The 23,582-nt window shown below is 44.8% G+C and carries 16 protein-coding genes; 11 read left to right on the forward strand and 5 right to left on the reverse strand.

The genetic code is table 11. From position 1 onward, the window contains the following. Window positions 1-42: 42 nt before the first annotated feature. The gene (locus H6798_02120) at window positions 43-6,492 is read left to right on the forward strand and encodes a hypothetical protein (GenBank protein ID MCB9821308.1); all 6,450 of its coding nucleotides are present in this window, start codon (window positions 43-45) and stop codon (window positions 6,490-6,492) included. Between the two features lie 13 nt (window positions 6,493-6,505). Here H6798_02120 and H6798_02125 read toward each other — a convergent pair whose 3' ends face one another. Then, complete coding sequence (locus H6798_02125; protein ID MCB9821309.1) at window positions 6,506-7,447, reverse strand: serine hydrolase; 942 nt, start codon at window positions 7,445-7,447, stop codon at window positions 6,506-6,508. A gap of 100 nt (window positions 7,448-7,547) precedes the next feature. Here H6798_02125 and H6798_02130 point away from each other — a divergent pair, with 100 nt between their 5' ends. The 5 genes from H6798_02130 (at window position 7,548) to H6798_02150 (ending at window position 14,631) form a co-directional block, all read left to right on the forward strand. After that, window positions 7,548-8,282: a hypothetical protein gene (locus tag H6798_02130; GenBank protein MCB9821310.1), complete on the forward strand. Its 735-nt coding sequence runs from the start codon at window positions 7,548-7,550 to the stop codon at window positions 8,280-8,282. Window positions 8,283-8,460: 178 nt separating this feature from the next. Next, on the forward strand, window positions 8,461-12,678 hold the full coding sequence (locus tag H6798_02135; GenBank protein ID MCB9821311.1) for a hypothetical protein: 4,218 nt from the start codon (window positions 8,461-8,463) through the stop codon (window positions 12,676-12,678). A gap of 2 nt (window positions 12,679-12,680) precedes the next feature. Next, the gene (locus tag H6798_02140) at window positions 12,681-12,902 is read left to right on the forward strand and encodes a hypothetical protein (protein ID MCB9821312.1); all 222 of its coding nucleotides are present in this window, start codon (window positions 12,681-12,683) and stop codon (window positions 12,900-12,902) included. A gap of 111 nt (window positions 12,903-13,013) precedes the next feature. Next, complete coding sequence (locus tag H6798_02145; GenBank protein ID MCB9821313.1) at window positions 13,014-13,763, forward strand: ParA family protein; 750 nt, start codon at window positions 13,014-13,016, stop codon at window positions 13,761-13,763. After that, window positions 13,756-14,631: a ParB/RepB/Spo0J family partition protein gene (locus tag H6798_02150; GenBank protein MCB9821314.1), complete on the forward strand. Its 876-nt coding sequence runs from the start codon at window positions 13,756-13,758 to the stop codon at window positions 14,629-14,631. Before H6798_02145 ends, H6798_02150 begins: the two co-directional genes overlap by 8 nt. Window positions 14,632-14,639: 8 nt before the next feature. Here H6798_02150 and lepB read toward each other — a convergent pair whose 3' ends face one another. Then, on the reverse strand, window positions 14,640-15,278 hold the full coding sequence (gene lepB, locus H6798_02155; GenBank protein ID MCB9821315.1) for a signal peptidase I: 639 nt from the start codon (window positions 15,276-15,278) through the stop codon (window positions 14,640-14,642). Between the two features lie 84 nt (window positions 15,279-15,362). Here lepB and H6798_02160 point away from each other — a divergent pair, with 84 nt between their 5' ends. Genes H6798_02160 through H6798_02175 form a run of 4 tightly spaced genes read left to right on the forward strand, consistent with a single transcriptional unit; the run spans window position 15,363 to window position 20,167 of the window. Beyond that, the gene (locus H6798_02160) at window positions 15,363-16,970 is read left to right on the forward strand and encodes an LCP family protein (protein MCB9821316.1); all 1,608 of its coding nucleotides are present in this window, start codon (window positions 15,363-15,365) and stop codon (window positions 16,968-16,970) included. Beyond that, entirely contained in the window at window positions 16,954-17,691 is a 738-nt protein-coding gene (locus tag H6798_02165; GenBank protein ID MCB9821317.1) for a hypothetical protein, read from the forward strand. Before H6798_02160 ends, H6798_02165 begins: the two co-directional genes overlap by 17 nt. Next, window positions 17,692-18,804 (forward strand): trypsin-like peptidase domain-containing protein, encoded by a 1,113-nt coding sequence (locus H6798_02170; GenBank protein MCB9821318.1) that lies wholly within the window; start codon window positions 17,692-17,694, stop codon window positions 18,802-18,804. Then, window positions 18,749-20,167 (forward strand): O-antigen ligase family protein, encoded by a 1,419-nt coding sequence (locus H6798_02175; GenBank protein MCB9821319.1) that lies wholly within the window; start codon window positions 18,749-18,751, stop codon window positions 20,165-20,167. Before H6798_02170 ends, H6798_02175 begins: the two co-directional genes overlap by 56 nt. On the opposite strand, the gene H6798_02180 is transcribed toward H6798_02175, so the two are convergent. After that, on the reverse strand, window positions 20,055-20,873 hold the full coding sequence (locus H6798_02180) for a peptide chain release factor N(5)-glutamine methyltransferase (GenBank protein MCB9821320.1): 819 nt from the start codon (window positions 20,871-20,873) through the stop codon (window positions 20,055-20,057). The two genes, H6798_02175 and H6798_02180, sit on opposite strands and share 113 nt — an antisense overlap. Before the next feature lie 70 nt (window positions 20,874-20,943). On the opposite strand from H6798_02180, the gene H6798_02185 reads away from it, so the two are divergent. After that, complete coding sequence (locus H6798_02185) at window positions 20,944-21,825, forward strand: hypothetical protein (protein ID MCB9821321.1); 882 nt, start codon at window positions 20,944-20,946, stop codon at window positions 21,823-21,825. Window positions 21,826-21,834: 9 nt separating this feature from the next. Here the strand turns inward: H6798_02185 and prfA are convergent, their stop codons facing one another. Together prfA and H6798_02195 are read right to left on the reverse strand one after the other, a co-directional pair. Continuing rightward, a complete protein-coding gene (gene prfA, locus H6798_02190; GenBank protein ID MCB9821322.1) occupies window positions 21,835-22,890 on the reverse strand; it encodes a peptide chain release factor 1 in 1,056 nt (351 codons plus the stop codon). A gap of 67 nt (window positions 22,891-22,957) precedes the next feature. Then, window positions 22,958-23,305, reverse strand: coding sequence for a type B 50S ribosomal protein L31 (locus tag H6798_02195; protein MCB9821323.1), 348 nt, complete (start codon window positions 23,303-23,305; stop codon window positions 22,958-22,960). Window positions 23,306-23,582: the final 277 nt, after the last annotated feature.

The raw sequence follows: 23,582 nt of genomic DNA on the forward strand, positions 1-23,582 counted from the left end.
CTCAATACCCATAAAGTTTTCCGAAGACTACTGTATATTTTTATGGCTTTATTAATTTTATTTGAAGTCTTTAATCAGAGTTTTGGAGGCTTAATAAAGCAGATTGAATATAAACTTTCGCCGAAGGCAGAGGCGCTACTTAACACGCAAGTTGAACAATATGGCGATAAGCTCGTATACGACAACAACTCGGACTCCTACGAATACAATAAAGACTACAAATCAGCTTATACCGATGTCGCCGGTCAGGTGTCGGGCCCAAAAATCACGGCTAATTTTCCAGCTAATCCAGAGCTAGGGACGGAGATTAAGGATCCTAAATATGGTGTGAAGGTGAAGATTGTGCCAAAGTTTAAATTGGCAACACCAAAGAAGGTTAGCAATCGTCTCTACTACCCGATAATCGGCAAAGACGCCATTAAGGTAATTTCGTTGGCTGCATCTGGCTATAAGGAAGATATAGTTTTCGAGAAATTTAGCAGTCAAGAAGTAAACTTCGATTACGAGCTTAGTCTACCAGAAGGTGTCGAAGCTAGATTGGAGTCAGATGGCTCGATTGGCATATATGGATCAAATAATACGGCTTTACTTGGAGATGTTAGTGCTAGTAGCGAGAGCGACTCTACTTTATTGGCAAAAGCTCGACAGAATTCGAACAAGACAAAATTATTATTCACTATTCCTGCGCCATTTATCAAACAATCTGGTCTCAGGCCCGTCTATAGTAATGTACGCTATAAGTTAGAGGGTAATCAACTGACAGTTAACGCTACCAGCATGGATGCGATGGTCTATCCGCTAAGTATTGACCCAAGTATATACGTCGAAACAGCGGCCAAGTTAATGCGTGGCAACAACGAGACAAATATCGATTTTGATGTTGATAATGAATTGATTCAAAAAAGTCAGACTACTGGTGCGCGGATCGATGCGTGGTCTGGCAACTTAGACATGACCGAGGGTACTTGGGGTCAAGGAACCACAGCGGCTGGTGGCTATGTTTATCGGACTGGAGGCGAGACAGGCTTATACACAAAACCATCTATTGTCGACCAAGAAGCATCGGCACAATCTTCCAACAGTACCTCTTTTGTAATGAATATGCCTGACACCCGTCCCGAAGGTGATTTATATATTGCGCTGATGTGCCATGATGGAACTGGTGCTATTACCCCACCGAGTGGTGGTGGTTGGACTGAATACGCTGATACCAGGGAGCATGCTGCATACTATAAAGTTGGGACAGATGCGGGTGGTGGGAGCGAGGCGTCGAGTTACACCTGGACGGGCAGTAGTGAGGAGTGGTACGGTGTGATAATGCGGGTGACTGGCTTTAACGCGTCCGACCCGGTAAGTGGCACGCCCGGAACTGGAAGTAGTGCTAGTGACGCTGTGCCAACATTGCCGGCTACAACCCCAGATGCAAGCGCCACGTTAGTGATTAGTTCTACGGGTGTTGATGACGATATCCCGGACGACACCAGCTGGCTACCTTATGGGTATACTATTATCGCCTCAGGCAATAGCAACAGTTCGACACCGACAGATACAAACGACTGCGGTTTTGCTGCGGCCTCTTTAGATACTCCGCCAACCAACGGTGTATCTACAGGCACTACCGACCTAGTAAGTTCATCACTGTTAGATACATACGGTGCCAGCACGATTGCAATTAATCCGAGTGGCTCACCATCTAGACCCCAAGTTGAAGACTCGATTGAGACCCTCCAAAACTCAAATTCAACGAGTTTTACGATGGATATGCCGACTACACGTCCTGCTGGTGATCTTTACATCGCTGTAATGTGCTATGACGGCGATAGTGGTGATGGCACTGGTGGAAGTAACAGTGGCAATACTATAAGTACACCAAGTGGATGGACAAAATATGCAAATAGAAACGGCCATGCGGCGTACTACAAAATAGGGACTGACGCTGGCGGCGGTAATGAAGCAGCGTCTTATACTTTTTCTGGAAATAGCGAAAAATGGGGCGGTGTAATAATGAGAATTACAAATTTTGATAGTTCTGACCCAATCAGTGGAACACCCGGTGTTGGTCATAGCAACTCAGCAAGCCCTACACCAGTTTTTCCAGCAGTCACACCTGACACTGACAACACACTTATCATAAGAGCTGTAGGTGCAGATAACGATGAACCTAGTGCAACGGGATGGGTACCTTCAGGTCACACAAAAATTGCTTCTGGTGGCCCGACTGGTACGCAAGACTGTGCATACATGACAGCATCATTAGATGCTTCGCCTGCATCCGGAGTATCTACAGGTACCGCAACCATGGGTGATACTTCCGTACAAGATACATATGGAGCTAGTTCAATAGCAATTAACGCAGTTCCTAGCTCAACACCAACACCTTCTACTAGAGCATCATTAAACTGGGCGCAGTTCGATCCGGCAACATCACAGATTACTAGCCCAAATCCAGGCACTGGAGTCTGTGATGGTTGGTGTACTGATCCGACGTACGATTTACCAGCTGGACGTAAAGCACACGCTATGGTTGCGTACAACGGTTATCTTTATGTTATCGGTGGTTTAGATTCCGGAGGCAATCGAGTGTCTACAATATATATTGCAAAACTTGGAGCAAACGGCGAGCCGCAATTATGGCACCCAACTGATAAAAACCCAGATAACTGGCTATATTGGTATAGCGACAGCGGCTTGAGTAGCGGGACAGCGCGCAGCTACATGTCAGCGGTTGCGTATCGAGACAGGATGTATATTTTGGGAGGAGACACAGACTCTAGTCCTGGTGGTATCACGACGGTCGAAGTGGCAGATATATTACCGAACGGGACATTAAGTGCTTGGAGCACCTCTGGCATGCAAGCCTTACCTAGTGGTGCTGGTACCCATATGATGGGTGTAGAAATCTACAATGATGTCATGTATGTGTTGGGTGGATTTGAGGGAGTGACTACATCGTCTTCTAACTTACGCAGCTCGGTATACTATAGTCGCCTCGATAGCGACGGCTCAATGAACACATGGCAAACTGGGGATAGTTTTAGTACTGCTAGATCTACTTTCGGAGGTAATTTTAGCTATATATGGGGAGCATATATATACATATCTGGTGGTTGTACAACCGTTAACGGTAGCGGTTACTGCACGGCTTTTGCAGAGGATATGCAGGTAATTAGTATCAATTCTGACGGCAGTTTAGATGGCTGGCATGATATGGGTATTAGTACAGCAAGGTTTGGCTATAATCTAGTAGGTTGGCAAGGTGGACTCTATCGAATCGGTGGCTGTACAGAGCAAGACAGCAGCACCGGAGAGTGCATCGCTTCTTTAGCAGATGTTGATTTTGGTATCGTTAACCCGGCGGGAGAAGTTTCAACGGTTAGTATTTCTGAGCCCTCAGGCAGCGGTGATTGTACGGGTGGATCTCCATTTGACTGTGATTTGCCTCCACCAGGGGATGATGCTGGAGAAGGCGGACAGTTGTTGGCAATGTCGGTTATCTTAAATGGGTATCTGTATGTTATTGGAGGGTGCGTAGATTATGACTGTAACGGCACAACTCCGGCGAGTGATGATTATGATGCAACTGGCAACACCTCGTATGTAGCCATAGCCTCAGATGGAGGGCTAACAAAACCTACATCTTGCAGTGGTACCAGTTATGGTGCTTGGTGCGTAGATTCAACCAATAAGATAAACAATACTGGTAACAACCAAACAGACGGTGTAGCTGCGGCTGGCGTGACAACTTTTAATAACCGAATTTATATAGTTGGAGGTTTGACCGGTAATGGTATATCAACCAACATTTACTATAATTCGACCAATTCCGACGGAAGTTTATCTGGGGCTTGGTCATCTGTCGATACGACTACGGTTGGTGCTACAGACGTAGCCTATACGTACTCTTTTGCTCGAGCAAACCCATCATCTGCAGGCACCAATCCTGGTAACCTATATATCTTGGGTGGTTGTGGCACAATTTCAACTGGTGCTGGATGTGGTTCGAGCGACTACCGACAAGAAGTTTACAAGTGCAATATTACTACATCAGGAGCAGTTTCTGGTTGTTCTACTAGTGGTCAGTTACAGATTGACTCAACTCCTGGCTATGGTAGTAGTGGTGATGGACTAGGAATTCACTCTGGGACCCTATACGCTAATTATATTTTCTTGATCGGTGGCTACAGCCAGTCCGAGGCTGATAAAGATGATGTTCTGTATGCAAAAATCGACAACAGCAATAATATAGTTGCTGTGAGTGGTAGTGACTGGATAGAGTCATCGTATAAGCTGTCGGTAGGTAGGCGTCGTGGCTGGGCTTTTGGCTACAATGGTCACATATATTCCCTAGGTGGATATGATGCAAGTGGTGGGGGCGTCGGCGGGATTATCCCATTCATTGAGTGGTCAAAAATGAATGTCAGTGATGGTAGTATTGATGAGTTTATTACATCAAGTATCACCATAAATCAGAGGTGGGGATTAACAGTTGCTGTTTCAAATGCCTATGCCTATGTTATAGGAGGTTGTGATGTGGGTGCCGCTCCTAGTAGCTGTTCTAGTTTTGAGCCATCAGTACAGACCTTCCAGCTTTATAATAACGATAGTGGCTCTATAGCAGACTTCACAACTCAATCAGATCAAACATTTACTACCGATACAGACAGATGGGGCGCAAGTTCGGTGGTCTATAACGGATATCTATATGTAGCTGGTGGATGCATTAGCGCTACCGATTGCACAGATGCCACGAGCAGTGTTCAGTATGCAGCGATTAATGCTGCCGATGGTAGTGTTGGTACATGGTCGGCAGGTGGAAGCTTGCCGGCCGATAGAGCTTGGGGAAGCTTAGAAGAAGTGGGTGGAACACTATATTACATTGGCGGTCAGGATGACACTGCTACCAATGAACAGTCAACGGTCTATTACACCTCGTCTATCTCTTCGGGTAATCCAACCTGGAATGGGACTGCGGCCACAAATGGCTTGCCTGCAGCAAGAACCAAATTTGGATCGACTGTATGGAATGACAGAATGTATGTGGTTGGTGGGTTAGATGGGAGCGCTACTTCAGCATCAACTGTGTATGTGAGCCCAAAACTTAGCACTGGCGGTGATATAACTAGCTCTTGGTCGTCAAGCACTGCCTTCAATGTGGCTAGGTCTGGCTTAGCCGTTACTTCATATGCCAATAATCTATATATATTTGGTGGCTACGACGGCACAAACTATCTTTCAGACGTTCAATTTGCGTCTATAGGCTATAAGACAGGCACGATAAGTCAGTCTGGCACCACCACAGTCACAGGTAGTGGTACATCTTGGACGACAGCAATGGAAGGTAGTCAGCTACTTTACGGCGATGGTTATACAGCTACAATTGTGACAGTTTCTAGCACAACATCGATGACGGTAGATATTAGTAGGACGGTCAGTGCTGGCTCTATCTATACTATTGATGATGGTTCGGTGGGTTCATGGTCCTATACCAAAAGTCTATCTGGCTCGCTCAGAAATTCTAAAGCGCTATCTGCGAATGGCTACGTATATCTAGTCGGTGGACGATCGGCAACCTCAACCTGTAAGCCAAAAGTACTGATTGCTCCAATAAGCGCCAATACCACAATTGCAACTGGTAATAACCCAACGGGCGTAGGCGAGTGGTACGAAACTAACACACGTTATGACGGTGGAAGATATGGGGTTGCAGCAGCTTATTATAACGGCAAAATATACACTATGGGCGGTGGCTGTACATCGCCACTTGGGACGGCCTATACTACTGGGACAATGTCTCAATCTGGCACCACAGTAACTGGTAGCGGTACTAACTGGACAGACAACTACATTGGCTCGACGATAACATACCACGATGCAACCACGGCAAAAATTATTAGCGTAAATAGTACCACTTCCTTGACAGTCGATACTAGTAAAACAGTCTCAGCCGGTAACACATATTCGATTACCCCTAATCGTCATTTCTTGTCGTCTGTAAACTCGCAACCCCAAGTGGCTGCCTATTCAAGGTTAATTGATACCGATACCGACGTATTCCCGAATTCTTGGCTAATGAATGGACTAGATAACTCGATTGGCGCTAGGTGGCGAGTTAGCTATAAGACTATGAACGATACCGATGGTGTAGCCACAGATTGCGGTACAGCCGATATGACCGATTGGGGCCAGATAACCGATTATGGTGAAGTTACACTTGGTGATGTTGCACCATATGTGCCAAAAGATGGGAGTGGTAATGATATTGAATGCGCTAGGTACTATTTCTTCTACGTTAGTATAGATGCCTCTAAGACTTTCGGCTATCCAGAAGATGTTAATCGTGGTCCAACAATATCAGACCTATCATTATTCTTCACCTCAGATCCGTCAAAACGTTTACGGCACGGCAAGACATTTACGGGCGGTGAACTTCAGCCTCTCGACACACCTTGTCGGCAGAACGAAGACGCTGATTGCCCGTTGCCAGCCCCCTAAGTGTTTTGTAGTACTATTTTGCTAAATATTCGTAGGCTAGCTTAGAGAGATTCGCGATATGGGAGTTAGTGGTGTCGTCGTCGTTACCCTCGAGCATAATACAGATTACATAGTTGTTATTCTCTAAATAGACTATGCCACAGTCACTTTGGACTTGCATGTTAAAAACGCCAATCTTATGTGCGATTTCAATGCTTTTATCATCCACCCCAGCAACGATTCGATTGTCAAAGCTAGTTTTAGTAAGTAGCTCTAAGATTGCTTGAGAATCTCCTTTACTGTTGTAGCAGGCAAAGTATAGACATTTCAAGAACGAACTATACGATCTCGTTCCGATATCAATCGAACCGTCATTTGCCATACTAAGCTCGATATCGAGTGCACCAAGGGCTCGATCTTGGTCTTCTAAAATCGGGGTTGTTGTGTCGAGGATCGCACGGAGCGCGGTATTGTCTGAGTCTGTTAAGAGTATTTCAACCGCTTCACCCAAACTTAACATGTAGCCGGCACCTTTTTTGTAAAGTTCGCCATAGCCATCGTTTAGCCACTCTTGCTTGAGTTTGATTGTGTCACTAAGATTTACTTTACCCAATTCTTTGGCCTTATAAAGTTCCATAGCTACAGGAAGCTTTATTAAGGATGCGGCACGATACTTGACGTCAGGATTTACCCTTACAGATGTACCTGTAGGCAGGTATTCGAAATATAACGAGCCCGACAGACTATTGTCGGAAAAATATTGTCTAAAGCTTGACCTAAGGCTGCTAAAATTTATACGTTTATCATTCGGATTATCTAAGAATAGGCGCTTTGCGAGCAACCGATAACTTTGGGAGCTGGAGCTGTCTTGAATATCGTTAGAGCTGTTGACTGCATTGAATAGTATAATATTGCCAATGATCGAAACTATGAGTAAGAGGGTTATGGTAAATGATAGCTTGTTTAGCCGTCTCATGATGTAGGTTAAGTATCTCAGACATATAATCTCTCCACAAGCCCACTCGGAATCAATATATAATGCTAAAAGGGCACATAAATCGTATAATATATTCTATATGGATGGCGGGAAGAGAAAAGACGTAGGTAACGCGCTGCTTAAACGGCTTCAAGGCGTACAGGCTACTAATCGAGATATTGGTGAAATATGGCGCAGTCGCAATAACGTAAAAAACAAAGAGCTAGCGGAAGATGCTCAAAAAAAGCAAAAAGCTAAACAGATTCGACAAAAACGTCTTAAACAAACCGCTGCGCGTACAAAAAACATCTTAAAACCAAATAAACAAAAAGCCACAGTGGTTGCGACACTACTGGCCATAGTTATCTTTGCAAATACGCGCGGAACAAACAATATTGCGCAAGAAGTATCAAAGACGACAACTACAGTACTAGGCGATCAATCTAGTCAAGAAGATATACCAAAAGTAGACTCAAGTGATCTTGAGTTTCAACTACTTTATCCTAACGGTGACCCCAGCAACTATACCGTAAGAAAGATAAATCCGCCGAATACCGCAACTACTTACACGTATATCGTTAGCCTAGACAAGCAATCTGAAATATACGTAAGCCAACAACAGGTACCAGATAATTTTGACCTCGCTAAGGTAGCAACTGACTTTCAGGCCACTAATATTATTGAAGTCGATAGCGTAAAACTATATAGCGGAATATCCGAAAAACAGGGCATACAATCTGTAGTGTTTATTAAAGACAACACACTATTCTTAATTAAAAGCCCGACAAAGCTATCCGATGATGAATGGGTAAGTTTTTACCTAAGTCTCAGGTAGCCGTATATGGTTAGTACCATAAGGCTGTGCATTATCAAACTAGTTTAGATTGTCTCGAGGCACAACAGATGAGACAATGATGGTGGCTTAAAAAAAACCAATACCAAAAGCCAAAACAAAAACAAACAACAATATGCTAACTTCTCTCGTAGATCGCACCTACGCACGGTTGAGGGTTATGGTAATCATAGCTCTTGGCACGCTGTTGTTTGGCGTTGTTCTGCTAGTGTTAACCCGATCGGCCTCAGCCGCCACAAGTGCTGAACTAAATTTCCAAGCTCGACTGCAAAGTAACACTGGTGTATTAATCCCAGATGGAAATTATCATGTAGAATTCAAGCTTTATGATGCTGTATCTGGAGGCTCACTTCTTTGGACAGAGACCTACACCACCGGAAACTTGATTACAGTCAAGAATGGCTACTTAACGACTCAGCTAGGGTCGTTAACTGCTTTCCCGGGCACAATTGACTGGTCGCAAGAGCTTTGGCTGAGTGTGAATGTCGGCGGTAATGGCGGGGCAGCTAGCTGGGACGGCGAAATGTCGCCAAGACTAAAACTAACAGCAGTACCATATGCTTTCTCGGCCGGCTCAGTGCAAAGCAGTGTTGGGGCTCTGACTGGTGACGAATTAGTGCAACTAGCACCTAGCACTATTCAATCGATTGGCGATGCAGTCAGCGCGCTCAGAATAAACCAAACCGGCCTTGGTGGGCTACTGCAGTTACAAGGGGATGGGTCGGATGTATTTACCGTCAGCAAAAATGGCGAAACGACTATTGGTGGTGGACTAAAAGTTGGCAACAGTACGTCTACGATTGCTGGAACCATTCGATGGACGGGCGCCGATCTAGAAGTATATAGCGGCGCTGGTTGGGTTTCGTTAACTACGGGAAGTGGAGGAGGTGGCTCCACCGGAACCTCTGTAACCTATACTGCCGGGTTAAAAAATGCTCCGGCTAATACCACTGGTTTGGCTGTCGAGACATTGATCTTCACTTCGGCGACAGCTGTATCGAACACAGCTGGTGTGACAGGATTCACAGCTCCAGCAGACGGTAGTTTTCGAGCATGTTTGGTTAAAAACAATGCTAACGTAACCGGCGGCACCTTTACGATACGCTGGCGGGTAAATGGTGTATCTACTGGCTCTGGAGTCTGCCAGATGAGTACATCCAACAACCGCCAGAGATCTGAGCTTATAGATGGGGGCACGGTAACATTTAACGCCGGTGACACTATTGGCATAGCAGTCGATACCGTTGGTCTTGCTCCAACAACAGATGACTTCACAGTTTACTGGACCGTAGAATACAACAACTCAGCTACTAGTAGTTATTTCCAGAACGGTGGGAATGATTTCGGAGGCCTGGCAAGTTTAGGTACGAGCGCAGGGACTGGTGATGGCTTAAACATCATTACGGATGGGGCGACAAGATTGTCGATATCTGCAACTGGAGATACCACGTTCTACAATGGGCTAACTGCTAGCAATGGCTTAACCATCTCCTCCGGTGGTCTCGACCTTAACACTACAGGCCTAACCAACGCTGGCGCAGTTTCTGGTCTAACTAGCTTGAGCGGCTCTAGTGCATTAACTTTACAGAGTGGCGGAGCGGGAGACCTAACTCTAGACTCAGCTAGCGACGTGCTTATTCTATCTGACCCAACCCTACGTCGAATTGCCGCTGGTACTACCACAATAGATTTGTCCGACAATACCGCCGATACAACCCTATCCATCCAGAATAGCGACGGCACATATGTGGCTGGACTAAATGTAGAAGGTGGTATAACAGCCAGTAGCTTTAGTGGTGACGGGTCTGGATTGACAGATCTAAATGGTAACGAGATAACAAGCGGAACAATCGACGATGCTAGACTTAGTGCAAATGTAACTCTTCTTGGCAATACGTTTAATGGCACAAACCAACTAGTACAGTTGGATGGCTCGGGCAACCTACCAGGACTGGACGGATCCGCACTTACGAACCTGAGTGCAGCTAATCTGACTGGCGTCTTACCCGGACTAGATGGATCGGCATTAATAAATTTGAATGCGTCAAGCTTATCAAGTGGAACTGTATCAGACAGCTTATTAACTTCAAATGTCGCACTCCTCAACGGGACACAAACATTTACAGCAGAGCAAACATTTAATGGTGGCTTAGTGATTGGTGGTGGTGGGTCGGCAGTCGCGGGTACTATCAGATGGAATGGGGTTGATCTAGAACTCTACGACGGATCTAGCTGGGTATCATTAACCTCAGGTGGAGGTTCTGGGCCATTATCTGTAGCATTTATTCAAGCCTATGACACTACTGGTGGAACAGATTTAAATACTGGAACACCTACTGCAGTGCCTTGGGATAGTGAAACCAAGAAAGACACCGGATTTACACACAGCAACGTGACCAACAATACCCGCATCTATCTAGACGACCCGGGATGGTACAAAATAAGCTATAACATTAGTGGAGCAAACCAGTCTGCAAATCGAAACACAACTTTCTGTCAAGTTAGGATGAACGGCTCCACATATAATACGCCTAGTGGCTCTTATTCTTATGCTCGCAATACTACCGACGCCTACACTACAAACAGCTCGTCAGTATATATCCAGACTACTGCTGCAAACGAGTATTATGAAGTTCTGTGTTCTCAGGCCGGATCGTCCGGTGCGCAATACGCTGTCGCCGGTAGCTCGTGGACAATAGCAGAGCTAACCACAACACCTACAGGCGGTTCGGGTATTTCTTTCGATCAAGGTGGTAACTCTTTCGGAAGCGCGGGAGTATTAGGTACGACAGACACAAATGGCTTAAGTGTCATCACAGATGGGACTACTCGAGTAACAATTACTTCTTCCGGAGATACGACTTTCCTTGGCTCCGTAACCATCTCCTCCGGTGGTCTCGACCTTAACACTACAGGCCTAACCAACGCTGGCGCAGTTTCTGGTCTAACTAGCTTGAGTGGCTCTAGTGCATTAACTTTACAGAGTGGCGGAGCGGGAGACCTAACTCTAGACTCAGCTAGCGACGTGCTTATTCTATCTGACCCAACCCTACGTCGAATTGCCGCTGGTACTACCACAATAGATTTGTCCGACAATACCGCCGATACAACCCTATCCATCCAGAATAGCGACGGCACATATGTGGCTGGACTAAATGTAGAAGGTGGTATAACAGCCAGTAGCTTTAGTGGTGACGGGTCTGGATTGACAGATCTAAATGGTAACGAGATAACAAGCGGAACAATCGACGATGCTAGACTTAGTGCAAATGTAACTCTTCTTGGCAATACGTTTAATGGCACAAACCAACTAGTACAGTTGGATGGCTCGGGCTTAATCGTCGATTCTTTGCTTACAACCAATATTGCCAGACTAGACGGCACACAGTCGTTTAGTGGCACAAACACATATAATAGTGGCGGTATAGTACTAGGGCTTTCGACATTCTCGACTTTGGCAAGTTCCTCAAGAAGCATTGTTCTACCAGATGCAAGTGGCACGCTGTGTATTAGTGGTACTGCGGCATGTGGTTTTGTGCTGTTTGGCCAAAGTAGTGCACAGGTAGACTCTAGTACAGATAGATCGATATATATTAATAAAACAGGGGCTAGTGGTAATATACTTGAACTTCAGCGCAGTGGTACGGGGGTCTTTACGATTGCAAACTCTGGTGCAGTTAGTATTATGCTTACCGATACAGCGGCATTATCAGTTAATAATGCTGGTGGCACTCAGTATCTAGGAGTTGATACTTCTGGAGGAATAATAAATATTGGATCAAGTACAACCGATGCAACTTCGATACTGTTTGTTCTAGATAGCTACAATTCAGGTACGGACCCAAGTGGCTATGCAGGAGCAATGTACTATAACTCTAGCTTAGATAAGTTCCGTTGTTACGAAGGCGGCTCCTGGAAAGATTGCATTGGCACAAGGCAAGTTCGAAGTTTTGTCGATACTACTTCAGACGCCGCCGCAGATAATAACACGACCGACTATTGGGATACAGCGGCAGAGAATAATAATTCTTTTGCAAACCTAACACCAAGTTCAACAGCTAAGTCAATCACAGGTAGTGTTAGTTTTGAAACTCAGGAAACAGGCAGTACGGCAGATAGATCAATTGTGGCGAGGGTCGAGCGGGGCATTGGTTCTCCGCCTACATGTGGCAGTGGCACACCAGTCGGCACCATACTCAGTACCTTCACTACCAACAACAACGAGCAAGCATCTAATACCATGATCTTCCTTGACTCACCATCTACTACTTCGACTGTCTATTACACTCTGTGTGCAGATACAGCTACAAGTAGTGCAGCTAACATGACCATTAACCGGATTCGTATCACCCTTGAAGAGGCGAATAACACAAATTAATCATGAAAAACTTTACCTTTACCACACCAGTAACAAACCTAAATAATCTTACCAAGAACATATTATATATTGGTGCAGGATTAACCCAAAAGAACGTCGTAAAATACATTTCTACATCTGCTAGCATCAACTATAGTAGCAACTGGCTAAGCGGAATCATAAGCCGCGTCTATCGATACATTCAGCTCGCAGTTATCTATCAAAAAACTCTTGATGACCCATAGCTTTAGGGCTATCGATATTAATTTTCTCGTATGATATTGATTAAAAACTAAAAAAAATTTTTGTTTAACTGTATAATACCTCGGTGATAAGTATGAGGGTTATAGGTTAGTATGGTTATTTCTGTGATTAACCAAAAAGGGGGAGTAGGCAAAACGACTACGTCTATCAACCTCTCCGCAGAACTAGCCCGAAATGGCAAAAAAGTACTACTTGTAGATTTAGACCCACAAGGTAATGCTACGAGTGGGCTTGGTATTGGTATAGCCGAAAATTCTTTTGGAGTCGATAGTTTACTTAGTGGTGAGGCGGAGCTAGCTGGAGTTGCTCAAAAACTTGTAAATTTAGGTTTTGATCTAGTGCCTTCAGATGGTTCGCTAGCCGGACTAGATCTGCAGCTAGTTAACCACGAACACCGTGAACATATCTTGAGTAATGTACTAAAAGGCGCAAGCTACGACTATATTGTAATTGATTGTCCACCTTCGATGGGATTATTTTCGATTAATGCTTTGACGGCGAGTGATCAAGTAATAATTCCAGTTCAAGCGGAGTATTATGCGCTCGAGGGGTTGGGTCAACTTTTACAGCTTATTCAACGTGTCCAAGAAACAGCCAATCCCAATCTGAGAGTAATGGGGTTGTTGTTGACTATGTTTGATAAACGAACAAGTCTTTCGACGGATGTTAAGCAGCAACTCCAAAATCATTTTGCCGATCTCGTAATGCAGACTGTTATCCCACGGAATGTTCGTCTAGCCGAAGCACCAAGTTACGGATTACCGATTTATCAGTACGATAAGTGGTCAAAAGGCGCCAAAGCCTATAAACTGTTGGCTAAGGAGGTTACGCAACATGGCTAGGGGATTAGGCAAGGGAATTGATGCGATTTTACCTAACGATATAAATATCAACCGACTTGTGCCGGGTGTCGTAGTTCAAGAAATTGAAGTGACTTCTATAGTCCCAAACCCAGAACAGCCACGTCGTACAATATCTGAATTTGAATTGTCTGAACTAGCTCAATCAATCGCCGAACACGGAGTATTACAACCACTATTAGTAAGTAAAACAAGCAGCGGTTACCAGGTTATTGCTGGCGAACGTCGCCTAAGAGCCGCAACTCAAGCTGGCCTCAGTCGGGTACCATGTATAGTCAGAACACTCGATGACCTGCAAACACTCCAAGTGGCTCTAATTGAAAATATGCAACGCCAAGATCTGAGCCCACTCGAACAAGCGGTTTCCATAAAGCGTTTACACGATGACTTCGGACAGACATACGAGCAGGTAGCTAAAAGTCTCGGTAGGGCATACGCATCTGTTGCGAATACTGTACGCTTACTTAAACTGCCAGAAGAAATTCAGAATGCTCTTGCAAAAAAGCAGATTAGCGAAGGCCATGCCCGTAGTCTGCTTGCGCTTCAGGATACATCTGAGCAAATGATATTATTCAAGAACATTATCGAACACGGATGGTCTGTAAGACGTGCCGAACAGTACGTAGTCGAGGTCAAAGCTTCGGCAAAAATAGAGAATAAAAAAGTTGCTCAACGCCATACAAACTACCTTGAAGATGAATGGACTGCCAGCCTTACTAAGAAGTTGAATAGCCAAGTAGTGATCCAGCCTACAGCTAAGGGCGGATATATAAAAATTGAATACAAAAATGATGATGAGCTAAGTCGAATTAAATCACAACTCAGCCAACAGGAAACAAACGGACCGTGAGTTGAGTATTAGAAGCGATCGATTTGATCAAAAGGGTACATGCGCAAACTTAAAACCCCGACAATATCTTTTGAGCTCACTAGGCCAAACACTCGAGAATCTAGCGAGGCACTCGGTAATCGATTGTCGCCAATAACATAAATCGTGCCTGCTTCGACCACTTGATCTACATTGCCTTCGGTGTATTTGTAGAGATCTAAATTTTCCAGTTTGTCTGGGTTAAAACCATCGGGATTTTCCTGATTATAAACGGTAACTGTACCTTGGCTAACAACAACTCGGTCACCAGGTATACCGACGACTCGTTTTATGAGCTGTTTCCCAAGTTTATCGCTGTTAAAGATAACTATATCGCCACGACTTGGAATATAGTCGGTTTGGGTAATACGACTCCAGGTTTTGCCTGTTTTACTAACTATAAGCCTGTCGGCATTGTGGAGAGTTGGTTCCATGCTACTGCCTTCGACTTCGTAAGGTTGAAACACGAATGCATTAATCATTAGTGCCGTCAAGAAAGCGGCACCAAACAGCATTAGAGATGATAATAGACTTTTATGTTGCCGATAGAAGCCCTTCAGGCTCCATTCATTCGATGTAGTAGGCGTCTGTTCTGGTAAGTTCTGAACCGGTTTATTTTCTTCATCCATGGGTTCATATTGTATCGCTTTGCTGTCCAGAGCCAAAGCTTATTTTGTGTAAGCTTATATAAAATGGCGTGTTAAAATGTATTGGTGTTTAAATACAGAAAGCACAGTACTACAGAAGCCGACAATGCCCAACGAAGTTTGGATGGTTTTGCGCGATCTGGGAATAAGTATACGGAAGGCTTTAAGTACAATAATCGTCAGTCAAATTTGGATTTGTCTGGCAAGGTAGATGATGAGCAAAAGAAACAACATAGGACAGATGAACAGCAAGAAGCAAGTTTTCCAGGACTATCTGTAGCGTTTCAGCAAGGTAAGACAATGATTGATTTAGAAGGCATAGATGAGGCACCTCGGAAAAAACATAAAAAACGCCGACGTTTTGGCAAGCTTTTTAAACGACTAGCACTGGCATCGACAGTCATAGTTTTATCAACAGCGGGGTATCTAACCTACAAAGGCTTAAGCACTGTCCGCACAGTTTTTAAAGGAAACGGTGATGGTTCTTTGGCATTAAACCAAAATATCGACCCAAGCTTACTCAAAGGCGAAGGTGATGGCCGGATAAACATTATGCTACTTGGAAAGGGCGGTGAAACACATCCAGGTGGTGAGCTGACAGATTCAATGATTATCGCGAGTATCGACCCATTCAACAAAAAAGCTGCCCTACTAAGCATACCTCGCGATCTATATGTAAATGTACCGGGATTTTGGTCTATGAAAATTAATGCCGCTTACGTATCTGGTAAACAGAAAGCTTACGATCAGGGATTAAATGATGATCAAGCTGAAGCCGCCGGCATAAAAACACTCGAGGAAACGATCGAGACATATATTGGGGTACCGATACATTACTATATTATGATCGATTTTCTTGCCTTCGAAGATGCTGTCGATGCAGTGGGTGGAGTTACGGTAGATGTAAAATCAAGAGTCTACGACACTAATTTCTTGCCGACGTACTTGCTAGATATTCAGCCTGGACCACATAAGTTTACCGGACCAGAAGTCTTATTCTATGTTAGGTCGCGCTATACTAGTCCTCGAGGTGATTTTGATCGTGCCCAAAGACAAAGAGAAGTTCTGTTAGCGTTGAAAGATAAAATATTGTCGGCAGGTACTTTTGCAAATCCTCTAAAAATATCAGGTTTATTAGATAGCATAGGCAAGAATGTACACAGTAGCTTATCTGTCGATGAGTTACTGGCCGTATATAATATTGTCAAAGATGTTCAGCCAGCAGACATAAAGTCACTAAGTTTTGTCGACGACACCTTACTTGTAACTACTGGATATGTAGGTGATCAATCGGTTGTCTTGCCACTTGCTGGACCGAACGACTTTAGCCAGATTCAAGAATATGTTCGGTCAAATTTAGTTGACGGCTTTATCACTAAAGAGGCAGCTACAATCACCGTACTGAACGGTTCCGGATATGTCGGCAAGGCATCGACGGCCACTAAAATGCTTCAATCATATGGGTACAATGTTACCCAAACAGCCGATGCCCCAACCAGCGATTACCTAGATACAATAATTATCGACAACACTAATGACCAAAAACCATATACACGTTCATATCTAGAAAAGCGGTTTGGCGTAACTGCAGTCGATAAGTCACCCAAACCTGGCCTCGAAGCCTATCAGAGTGATTTTGTGATAATATTGGGCGCAAATGAAAAGAGCATTTAGCTTTCGCAAAGGTTTCTCGAATTTTCTACACGAGCTTAGTCGAGCCTTACTGCCACTAATTGTATTCGGCTGGGTGCTGAGTGGTCTAACGGCGGTTGCCTATGCATCGATATTCATATATAAATGGCGGATTTTAGCAGTTAAGTCACGCTTTTGGGCAGCCAATATTCGAGCCAATATGACTGACATCTTAATAGGCTTGTCGATGGCCAAGTTTATGAGCATCTCTAGCCTGAAGTATCAGCTGGCCTGGCTAGGCTTCTATTTAGCATGGGTCTTATATATTAAGAAGCTTTCAAATCGAGGCGGGATCATGTTGCAAGGACTGACTGCTTATGCGATATCGTTATCTGCTTTACTCTGGAGTTTTAGCACCATGGAGTTTGGAGTGATGCTTGCTGGTGTTTGGCTTATAGCCTATTTTTGCTCGAGGCATATCCTTGGCGCCTTTAAGGAGGATCACGCCCCGGTTTTGGCACATGTATGGGCACTAACAGCTACCGAGATGGCCTGGATACTCTGGCATTGGCAGGCTTGGTACTGGTTTGTTAACCAATTAGTCTTAGTGACTTCAATCGCCTTAATCGGACTATCTTTGGCATATTATATGTCGAGAAAAGAATCGCCAAATTCAGCCGCAATTAAGCAAACTCTAATAACCTCAGGTCTAATGATGCTAGTCGTTATCGTGCTACATAATTGGAGAGACACAAGTTTCTAAATGAAAAAACTAAGTACCGGAATGGTGATAGTTATTAGTTTGCTAGCAGGTCTAGTTGGGGGCTATGCTGGGTCTGAGTTGAGTAATGAGCTTGGCCAGTCCGAACAAGCAAACCAAGAGTCTAAGCTGGTTATTGATAGCCAGAGCGATCTAATAGCTAACATCGCCCAGACTGTCGGACCGAGTGTGGTCTCGATTACTTCAACCACGACTACAAACTCTTTCTTTGGAAGCTACGATGAGCAAGGTTCTGGCACGGGGGTAATTATCTCGGATAATGGCTACGTATTGACTAATCGACATGTAGTTCCAGAAGGAACAACAGCCATCCAGATAACTTTAGAAGATGGTACAGAGTATAACGATGTCGAGGTGATAGGTCGCGATCCACGAGGCGGAGTCGACTTAGCCTTTCTGAAGATAAACGATGTAAAAGACCTAAAACCAGCCAAGTTTGGTGATTCTGACTCAGTTAGGGTTGGTGATAGCGTAATCGCAATCGGCAATGCCTTGGGCGAGTTTCAAAATAGCGTCACTACAGGTATTATCTCGGGGCGGAGTCGGCCAATTGTAGCCAGCGATGGTTTGAGTGGTGAAGCTCTAACCAATCTCCTCCAGACAGATGCGGCGATTAATCCTGGAAATTCAGGTGGGCCTTTACTTAACCTTGATGGTGAAGTGATTGGCATAAACACAGCCCGGGCTGATGCCGACAACATTGGGTTTGCTATTGCAATCAGTGACGTAAAAGGGGTAATCGATGGAGTTATCGCCAATGGTAAGCTCGAAGTTCCTTATCTTGGAGTCCGATACCAAACAATCACAGATGCAACCGCCACGCGGGAAGATTTAGCTAGCAAGCAAGGTGCCTGGGTACGTGGCACACAAGGTTTTCCGGCGGTAATTAAGGATAGTCCTGCAGACAAAGCTGGTATAAAAGATCAAGACATAATTATTAAAGTCGATGGACAGGAGCTAAACCAAGATAATATACTTAATGTGATGATCGGTAGGCATAAAGTTGGCGATCAGCTAAGTCTAATAATTATTCGCAATAATGAAGAAATTGAGACCAAAGTTACTTTGGAGGCGGCTCCGACAAACCTCGAGTGAGACTAAGCTCGGTGTAGTTGTAAGCTTTCTGTTGGCGTTTGGGTTTCGGCCATCTTACGAATTTGTGGTCGGGACTAGCAACATACAACTCAGTGTTGGGCTGTTAGCGTTTGTGCTTACAGCAGTAATAATAGGGCTGATATTTGTAAAAACGGCAGCCTATAAGCATATCTTGCCGGTGTTGCCGATCTTGTTCTTTCTGGCCATGCAGATGCTGTTCCAGTGGAACGGTCCCCGCAGTGGGCTACTATTTTTGCTCTGGGTTGCAATTGTCGTTTTAGCTGCATCTAGAATGTTCAATAAGAAATTTGTCCGCGGTTTTATATATGGATTGTTTCTGGCAGCCATCTTTTCGGTTGCTCTTGGGGTGCTGCAGATCGCGCTCGATAGCTTTGGAATCAGGCTTTGGCTGAGCCCAGAGTATACCGGCGATGTTTTTGGATTCGCTCGGGCACAGGGTCTGTTTGAAGAGCCACAGTTTCTGGCCAGTTTCTTAATCTTGCCACTGTTTGCGAGTCTGATAATTAGACCGAAATACTGGAGACTAATCTTTATGGTTTGTGTCTTTGGGGTCACAATTACTATGTCACGGGGTGCTGCAGTAGCAATGTTGACTGGAACTCTAAGCTACCTATGGCTCAGCCGTTCAACAGATCTACTCAAAACTGCCTATGCAACTAGCGCAGCGATAATTCTTGGACTAATAGTTGTTGGTGCAACTGGTTATGTGAGGAGTGACTACAACACTGGGCCGACATATTTTCAAAAGAATTACTTGCAACATATGCTAGGCCAAGAAATAGACAACAAGCTGGTAGTGCGTAAATATGCTGTTAATCCTAAAACTTCGCAAAAGGCATCTGGCCAGATAAGCTCTGCTGGAAGCCGTGTCAGTACCGCCAAAGAGGGTTGGGAGCTGGTAACTCGCGATCGAAATTGGTTTTTTTACGGACATGGCTTGAGCGGCTATGATGCCTACAAGACCGATCAGCTAGGCACGACCGGATCTGGTAAGGGGTATACCGTTAATAATATGTATCTCGAAACTTGGCTGGAACTGGGTTTGATAGGCTTGAGTATGCTTTTTGCCTGGACCATAGGCGTTATTGGTAGGCTGATCAAACTTGCCAAGAAGCAAGATATTCTGGCGTTAGCTCTAACGGTAATGTTGGTTGCGGGTTCTACTCAACAATTATTTTTCAGCTCGCTAGTCAACAACTTGCACTACTGGCTACTATTAATACTGGCGACTAGCTATGTCGACAAAAACAACGCGCCAGACCTAAGGTCGAAACCAAAGCAAAACCGGCTTTCGCCGCCAAAGCGTCTAGCTCGGAAAACTGCTTCTCGAGACACTCAATAATAATATATTTAGGTTTTTGATCGAGTTCGGTTATCTGTTCCCAGAAACGACGGTAATGATCCAAACCATCTCTACCGCTGAACAAAGCTATGGCTGGTTCTTTTGTAATCTCGGCCGAAGTAATCAGGTTATCTGGGACGTAGGGTAGGTTGGCGAAAACCAAACCATCGCAACGACTAGCTGCGTACTTGCTTTCCAGAAGATTAGACACAGCGTACTGGGCGCGAATCTTGTGTCTACGTGCGTTGAGCTTGGCAACAATTAAAGCCTCAGGACTGATGTCACATAAAGTTAGCCAGTGGCGTGAGTTTGAATCTGGGTTGGCTTCAAGTGCGTAAGTTATTCCGAGTACGCCCGAGCCGCAGCCAATATCGGCTACAGGATAACTGTCTGGTAATTGCAGTTTTAAGGCTAGCTCGATCATAGCTTCGCTCTCTGGGCGAGGGATTAAGACATGTTTGTCGACATAATACTCACGCCCATAAAACTCTTTGTGGTGTAAAAGATAGGCCAGTGGAGCTCGCTTTGCCCGCTCATCAACCAGTTTCTGGATTTTTTGAGCCTGCCGAGGTGTTGGCTTGGTAATGTCGGCTATAACTAGGCTTTTATCGACATCTAAGACATGTGCAAAAATTGCCAATACGTCTAAGCGACCGGTATCTATACCAGCTTGTACCAAAATACTCGTCATGTCTTCGACAGTCATAACAACAGTTTATCATTCGAATATGGATACGCTTTGAAATATCTATCTCTAAGATTAGAATTGTGAGTCTATGGGAGTTATTTACACACCAGAACGATTCAGGTCCGGTCAAGTGCCATTCGGCGAAGACCTAAGCAAGGCGGTCAGAGAGCTGCAAAAACTTAAGCCTGTGGCTGAAGATAATGGCGTCGAGATGGTTCTTGTTCATGGTTCGGTGCCAGAGCATCGCCACACTCGAAGGAGTGATGTCGACGCACTAATAGTATACGATGACACAGCCGAATCTCGAGTGCTCGATAAAATCAGGCAGGGAATCGCACAAATTTCACTCGAGACCCACGCCCAAGTCGAAGCTACAGTGATCCCAGGTTCCTGGACACAAGCAATGGTCGATACGTATTTTGCCGATCCCTTGTTTGTAATTTACCTTCAGAATGTCCTTTCTTCAGTTGGACCAAAAGTTTTGAAGGGTAGGCCGGATCCAAGAATTATGAACATACCCAACCCCGGAGAACAAGTCTGTAAGCAGAGTCTGGTAAGTTATTTTCTAGAAAAGTTTAGTAAGTTCGATGCTGCACTAAGTGCTCGATACACTCAAGGACAGTTGAATTACAAGGTACTACAGCGAGCGTTCGAACTACCTAGATCAACAAAGCGTAAACTGCAGCAAGCTTTCCCTAATCTTGCCAACATTAGTGAATTTGACGCGTTTATAGAAGCGTGTCTAGAGGCTGGCTACTTCGAGGTAAACGATGGTGCAGCCCTAAATCTCCTTCGGCAAAGAGATAGCGAGTATACAGATATAGTCGAATCTGCACCGCTGCGCGGGTTTCCCGATTGGCGTCTAGCGACCAAGCACGAAGAATTTATTGCCAAAAATTTTGATAACGCACTCAGACTAGCATTCCAAACAGTAGGATCAATCGCAGTCAAGCTTGCCAGAAAAGGTTAAATTTAGGGTTTAGGTGTTTTCGGCACGCAGCAGTTCGGTCTCTTTGGCAATCAGGGCATCATGAATATCATCGATATCACCAGCCAAAGCCCCCGGAATATTGCTGCGACTATAGCCAACTCGGTGGTCAGTAATCCTATCTTGCGGAAAGTTGTAGGTGCGAATTTTCTCGCTGCGATCGCCACTACCAATTAGCCCACGACGTTCGGCGCTTAGGGCTGCTTGCTGCTCCTCAATCTGAGCTTGCATCAGTCGGCTACGCAGTACACCCATGGCTTTTTCACGGTTCTTGATCTGGCTTTTTTCGTCTTGGCAGGTTACGACCGTACCAGTAGGTATGTGAGTAATTCGCACGGCCGAGTCGGTGGTGTTGACGCTTTGGCCACCATTACCACTGCTTCGGTAGACATCAACCCGCAAGTCGTTCTGGTTTATCTCTAGTTCTTGTTCTTCGACTTCGGGCATAACTGCCACAGTTACGGTGCTGGTGTGGATCCGACCTTGGCTTTCGGTAGACGGCACACGTTGTACGCGGTGCACACCGCTTTCAAACTTTAAGCTTTTATAAACATCGGTGCCGCGTACGGCAAAAACAATCTCTTTGAAACCACCAACTTCACTTGGGCTTTCGTTGATTAGTTCAAGTTTCCAGGAGCGTTTTTCGGCATATCGCACATAGGTCCTGTACAGTTCGCCAGCAAACAAGCTAGCTTCATCACCACCGGCGCCAGCCCGGACTTCAACAATCACATCTTTGCTGTCGTTCGGATCTCTAGGAAGCAATAACTCTTCTAACTTAGAGCTGAGTTCGAGAATTTTGAGCTTTAATTCCTCGGCCTCATGTGCGGCAAGTTCGGCCAATTCATCGCTACCGATGGACATCTGCTCGGCTTCTACTAATTGTTTTTCGGCAGTCTGCTTTTGCTCAAACAGATCTACAATGTCTTCGATTTCTTTTTGGCGCTTTGCGAGTTTAGGGTATTCAGGCGAACTAAAAATATTAGAGTCTTGCAATCTGGACTGGATTGACTCGAGTTCGATTTTTAATTCGCTGTACTTACTCATAGTGCTCCTTTTAGTTTAACAAAAAAATCACCCCCAAAGTAGCAGGTGATATATTCGACCGGAGTAGCTAACGCTTGGTCTTGAGGTTGCCGATTTTCTGAACTTCTTTAGTCTCTTTTTTGGCAACAGGTTTTGTAGCGGCGGCTTTGCGGGCTTCCAGAGCTTTTTTAGCGGCTTCTTGGCGGGCTTTAAACTTGTCGACACGGCCTTCGACGTCGACTAGTTTTTCCTGACCAGTAAAGAACGGGTGAGAAGCACTAGTGATATGCACTTTAATTAACGGGTAGGTGTTGCCATCTGCCCATTTAACAGTTTCTTCACTATTAGCAGTACTTTTGGTTAAAAAGCGTTCACCGTTGTTTAGGTCTTCGAAGACAACAATCTGGTAGTTATCTGGATGTAGGTTGGTTTTCATAACCGGTAGAATATACCAGATGTGCGACTTCTTTGCAAGGAGTATTGCCGAAAACATGGCAATGTGTTAAAGTCTACCTGTCTTAATTGAATTAAATAATTTAACGAAACAGTTTGCCTAAAATAAGACATTCCTCCCGACTATCGGGCGAGGCAAACGAAGGTAAAGGAAAAATGTCCTTAGAACTCATTTAGGGTAACCTTCCGATTGCGAAGCATGCTTGACTCGCCAGGTCGCAGTTTTGCTCCGCAGCGTATCGTCAAGATATGCTTTGTCG

Source organism: Candidatus Nomurabacteria bacterium (genome assembly GCA_020631905.1).
Lineage (GTDB): Bacteria > Patescibacteriota > Saccharimonadia > Saccharimonadales > VXPC01 > JACKGQ01.

What these genes read in the sequence shown, in the direction of transcription:
- H6798_02145 (MCB9821313.1), top strand. Translation starts at nt 13,014, where the DNA reads ATGGTTATTTCTGTGATTAACCAAAAAGGGGGAGTAGGCAAAACGACT.
- H6798_02130 (MCB9821310.1), top strand. Translation starts at nt 7,548, where the DNA reads ATGGATGGCGGGAAGAGAAAAGACGTAGGTAACGCGCTGCTTAAACGG.
- H6798_02170 (MCB9821318.1), top strand. Translation starts at nt 17,692, where the DNA reads ATGAAAAAACTAAGTACCGGAATGGTGATAGTTATTAGTTTGCTAGCA.
- prfA (MCB9821322.1), bottom strand. Translation starts at nt 22,890, where the DNA reads ATGAGTAAGTACAGCGAATTAAAAATCGAACTCGAGTCAATCCAGTCC.
- H6798_02180 (MCB9821320.1), bottom strand. Translation starts at nt 20,873, where the DNA reads ATGACTGTCGAAGACATGACGAGTATTTTGGTACAAGCTGGTATAGAT.
- H6798_02185 (MCB9821321.1), top strand. Translation starts at nt 20,944, where the DNA reads ATGGGAGTTATTTACACACCAGAACGATTCAGGTCCGGTCAAGTGCCA.
- H6798_02175 (MCB9821319.1), top strand. Translation starts at nt 18,749, where the DNA reads ATGAAGAAATTGAGACCAAAGTTACTTTGGAGGCGGCTCCGACAAACC.
- H6798_02135 (MCB9821311.1), top strand. Translation starts at nt 8,461, where the DNA reads ATGGTAATCATAGCTCTTGGCACGCTGTTGTTTGGCGTTGTTCTGCTA.
- H6798_02125 (MCB9821309.1), bottom strand. Translation starts at nt 7,447, where the DNA reads ATGAGACGGCTAAACAAGCTATCATTTACCATAACCCTCTTACTCATA.
- H6798_02140 (MCB9821312.1), top strand. Translation starts at nt 12,681, where the DNA reads ATGAAAAACTTTACCTTTACCACACCAGTAACAAACCTAAATAATCTT.
- lepB (MCB9821315.1), bottom strand. Translation starts at nt 15,278, where the DNA reads ATGGATGAAGAAAATAAACCGGTTCAGAACTTACCAGAACAGACGCCT.
- H6798_02150 (MCB9821314.1), top strand. Translation starts at nt 13,756, where the DNA reads ATGGCTAGGGGATTAGGCAAGGGAATTGATGCGATTTTACCTAACGAT.
- H6798_02195 (MCB9821323.1), bottom strand. Translation starts at nt 23,305, where the DNA reads ATGAAAACCAACCTACATCCAGATAACTACCAGATTGTTGTCTTCGAA.
- H6798_02165 (MCB9821317.1), top strand. Translation starts at nt 16,954, where the DNA reads ATGAAAAGAGCATTTAGCTTTCGCAAAGGTTTCTCGAATTTTCTACAC.
- H6798_02120 (MCB9821308.1), top strand. Translation starts at nt 43, where the DNA reads ATGGCTTTATTAATTTTATTTGAAGTCTTTAATCAGAGTTTTGGAGGC.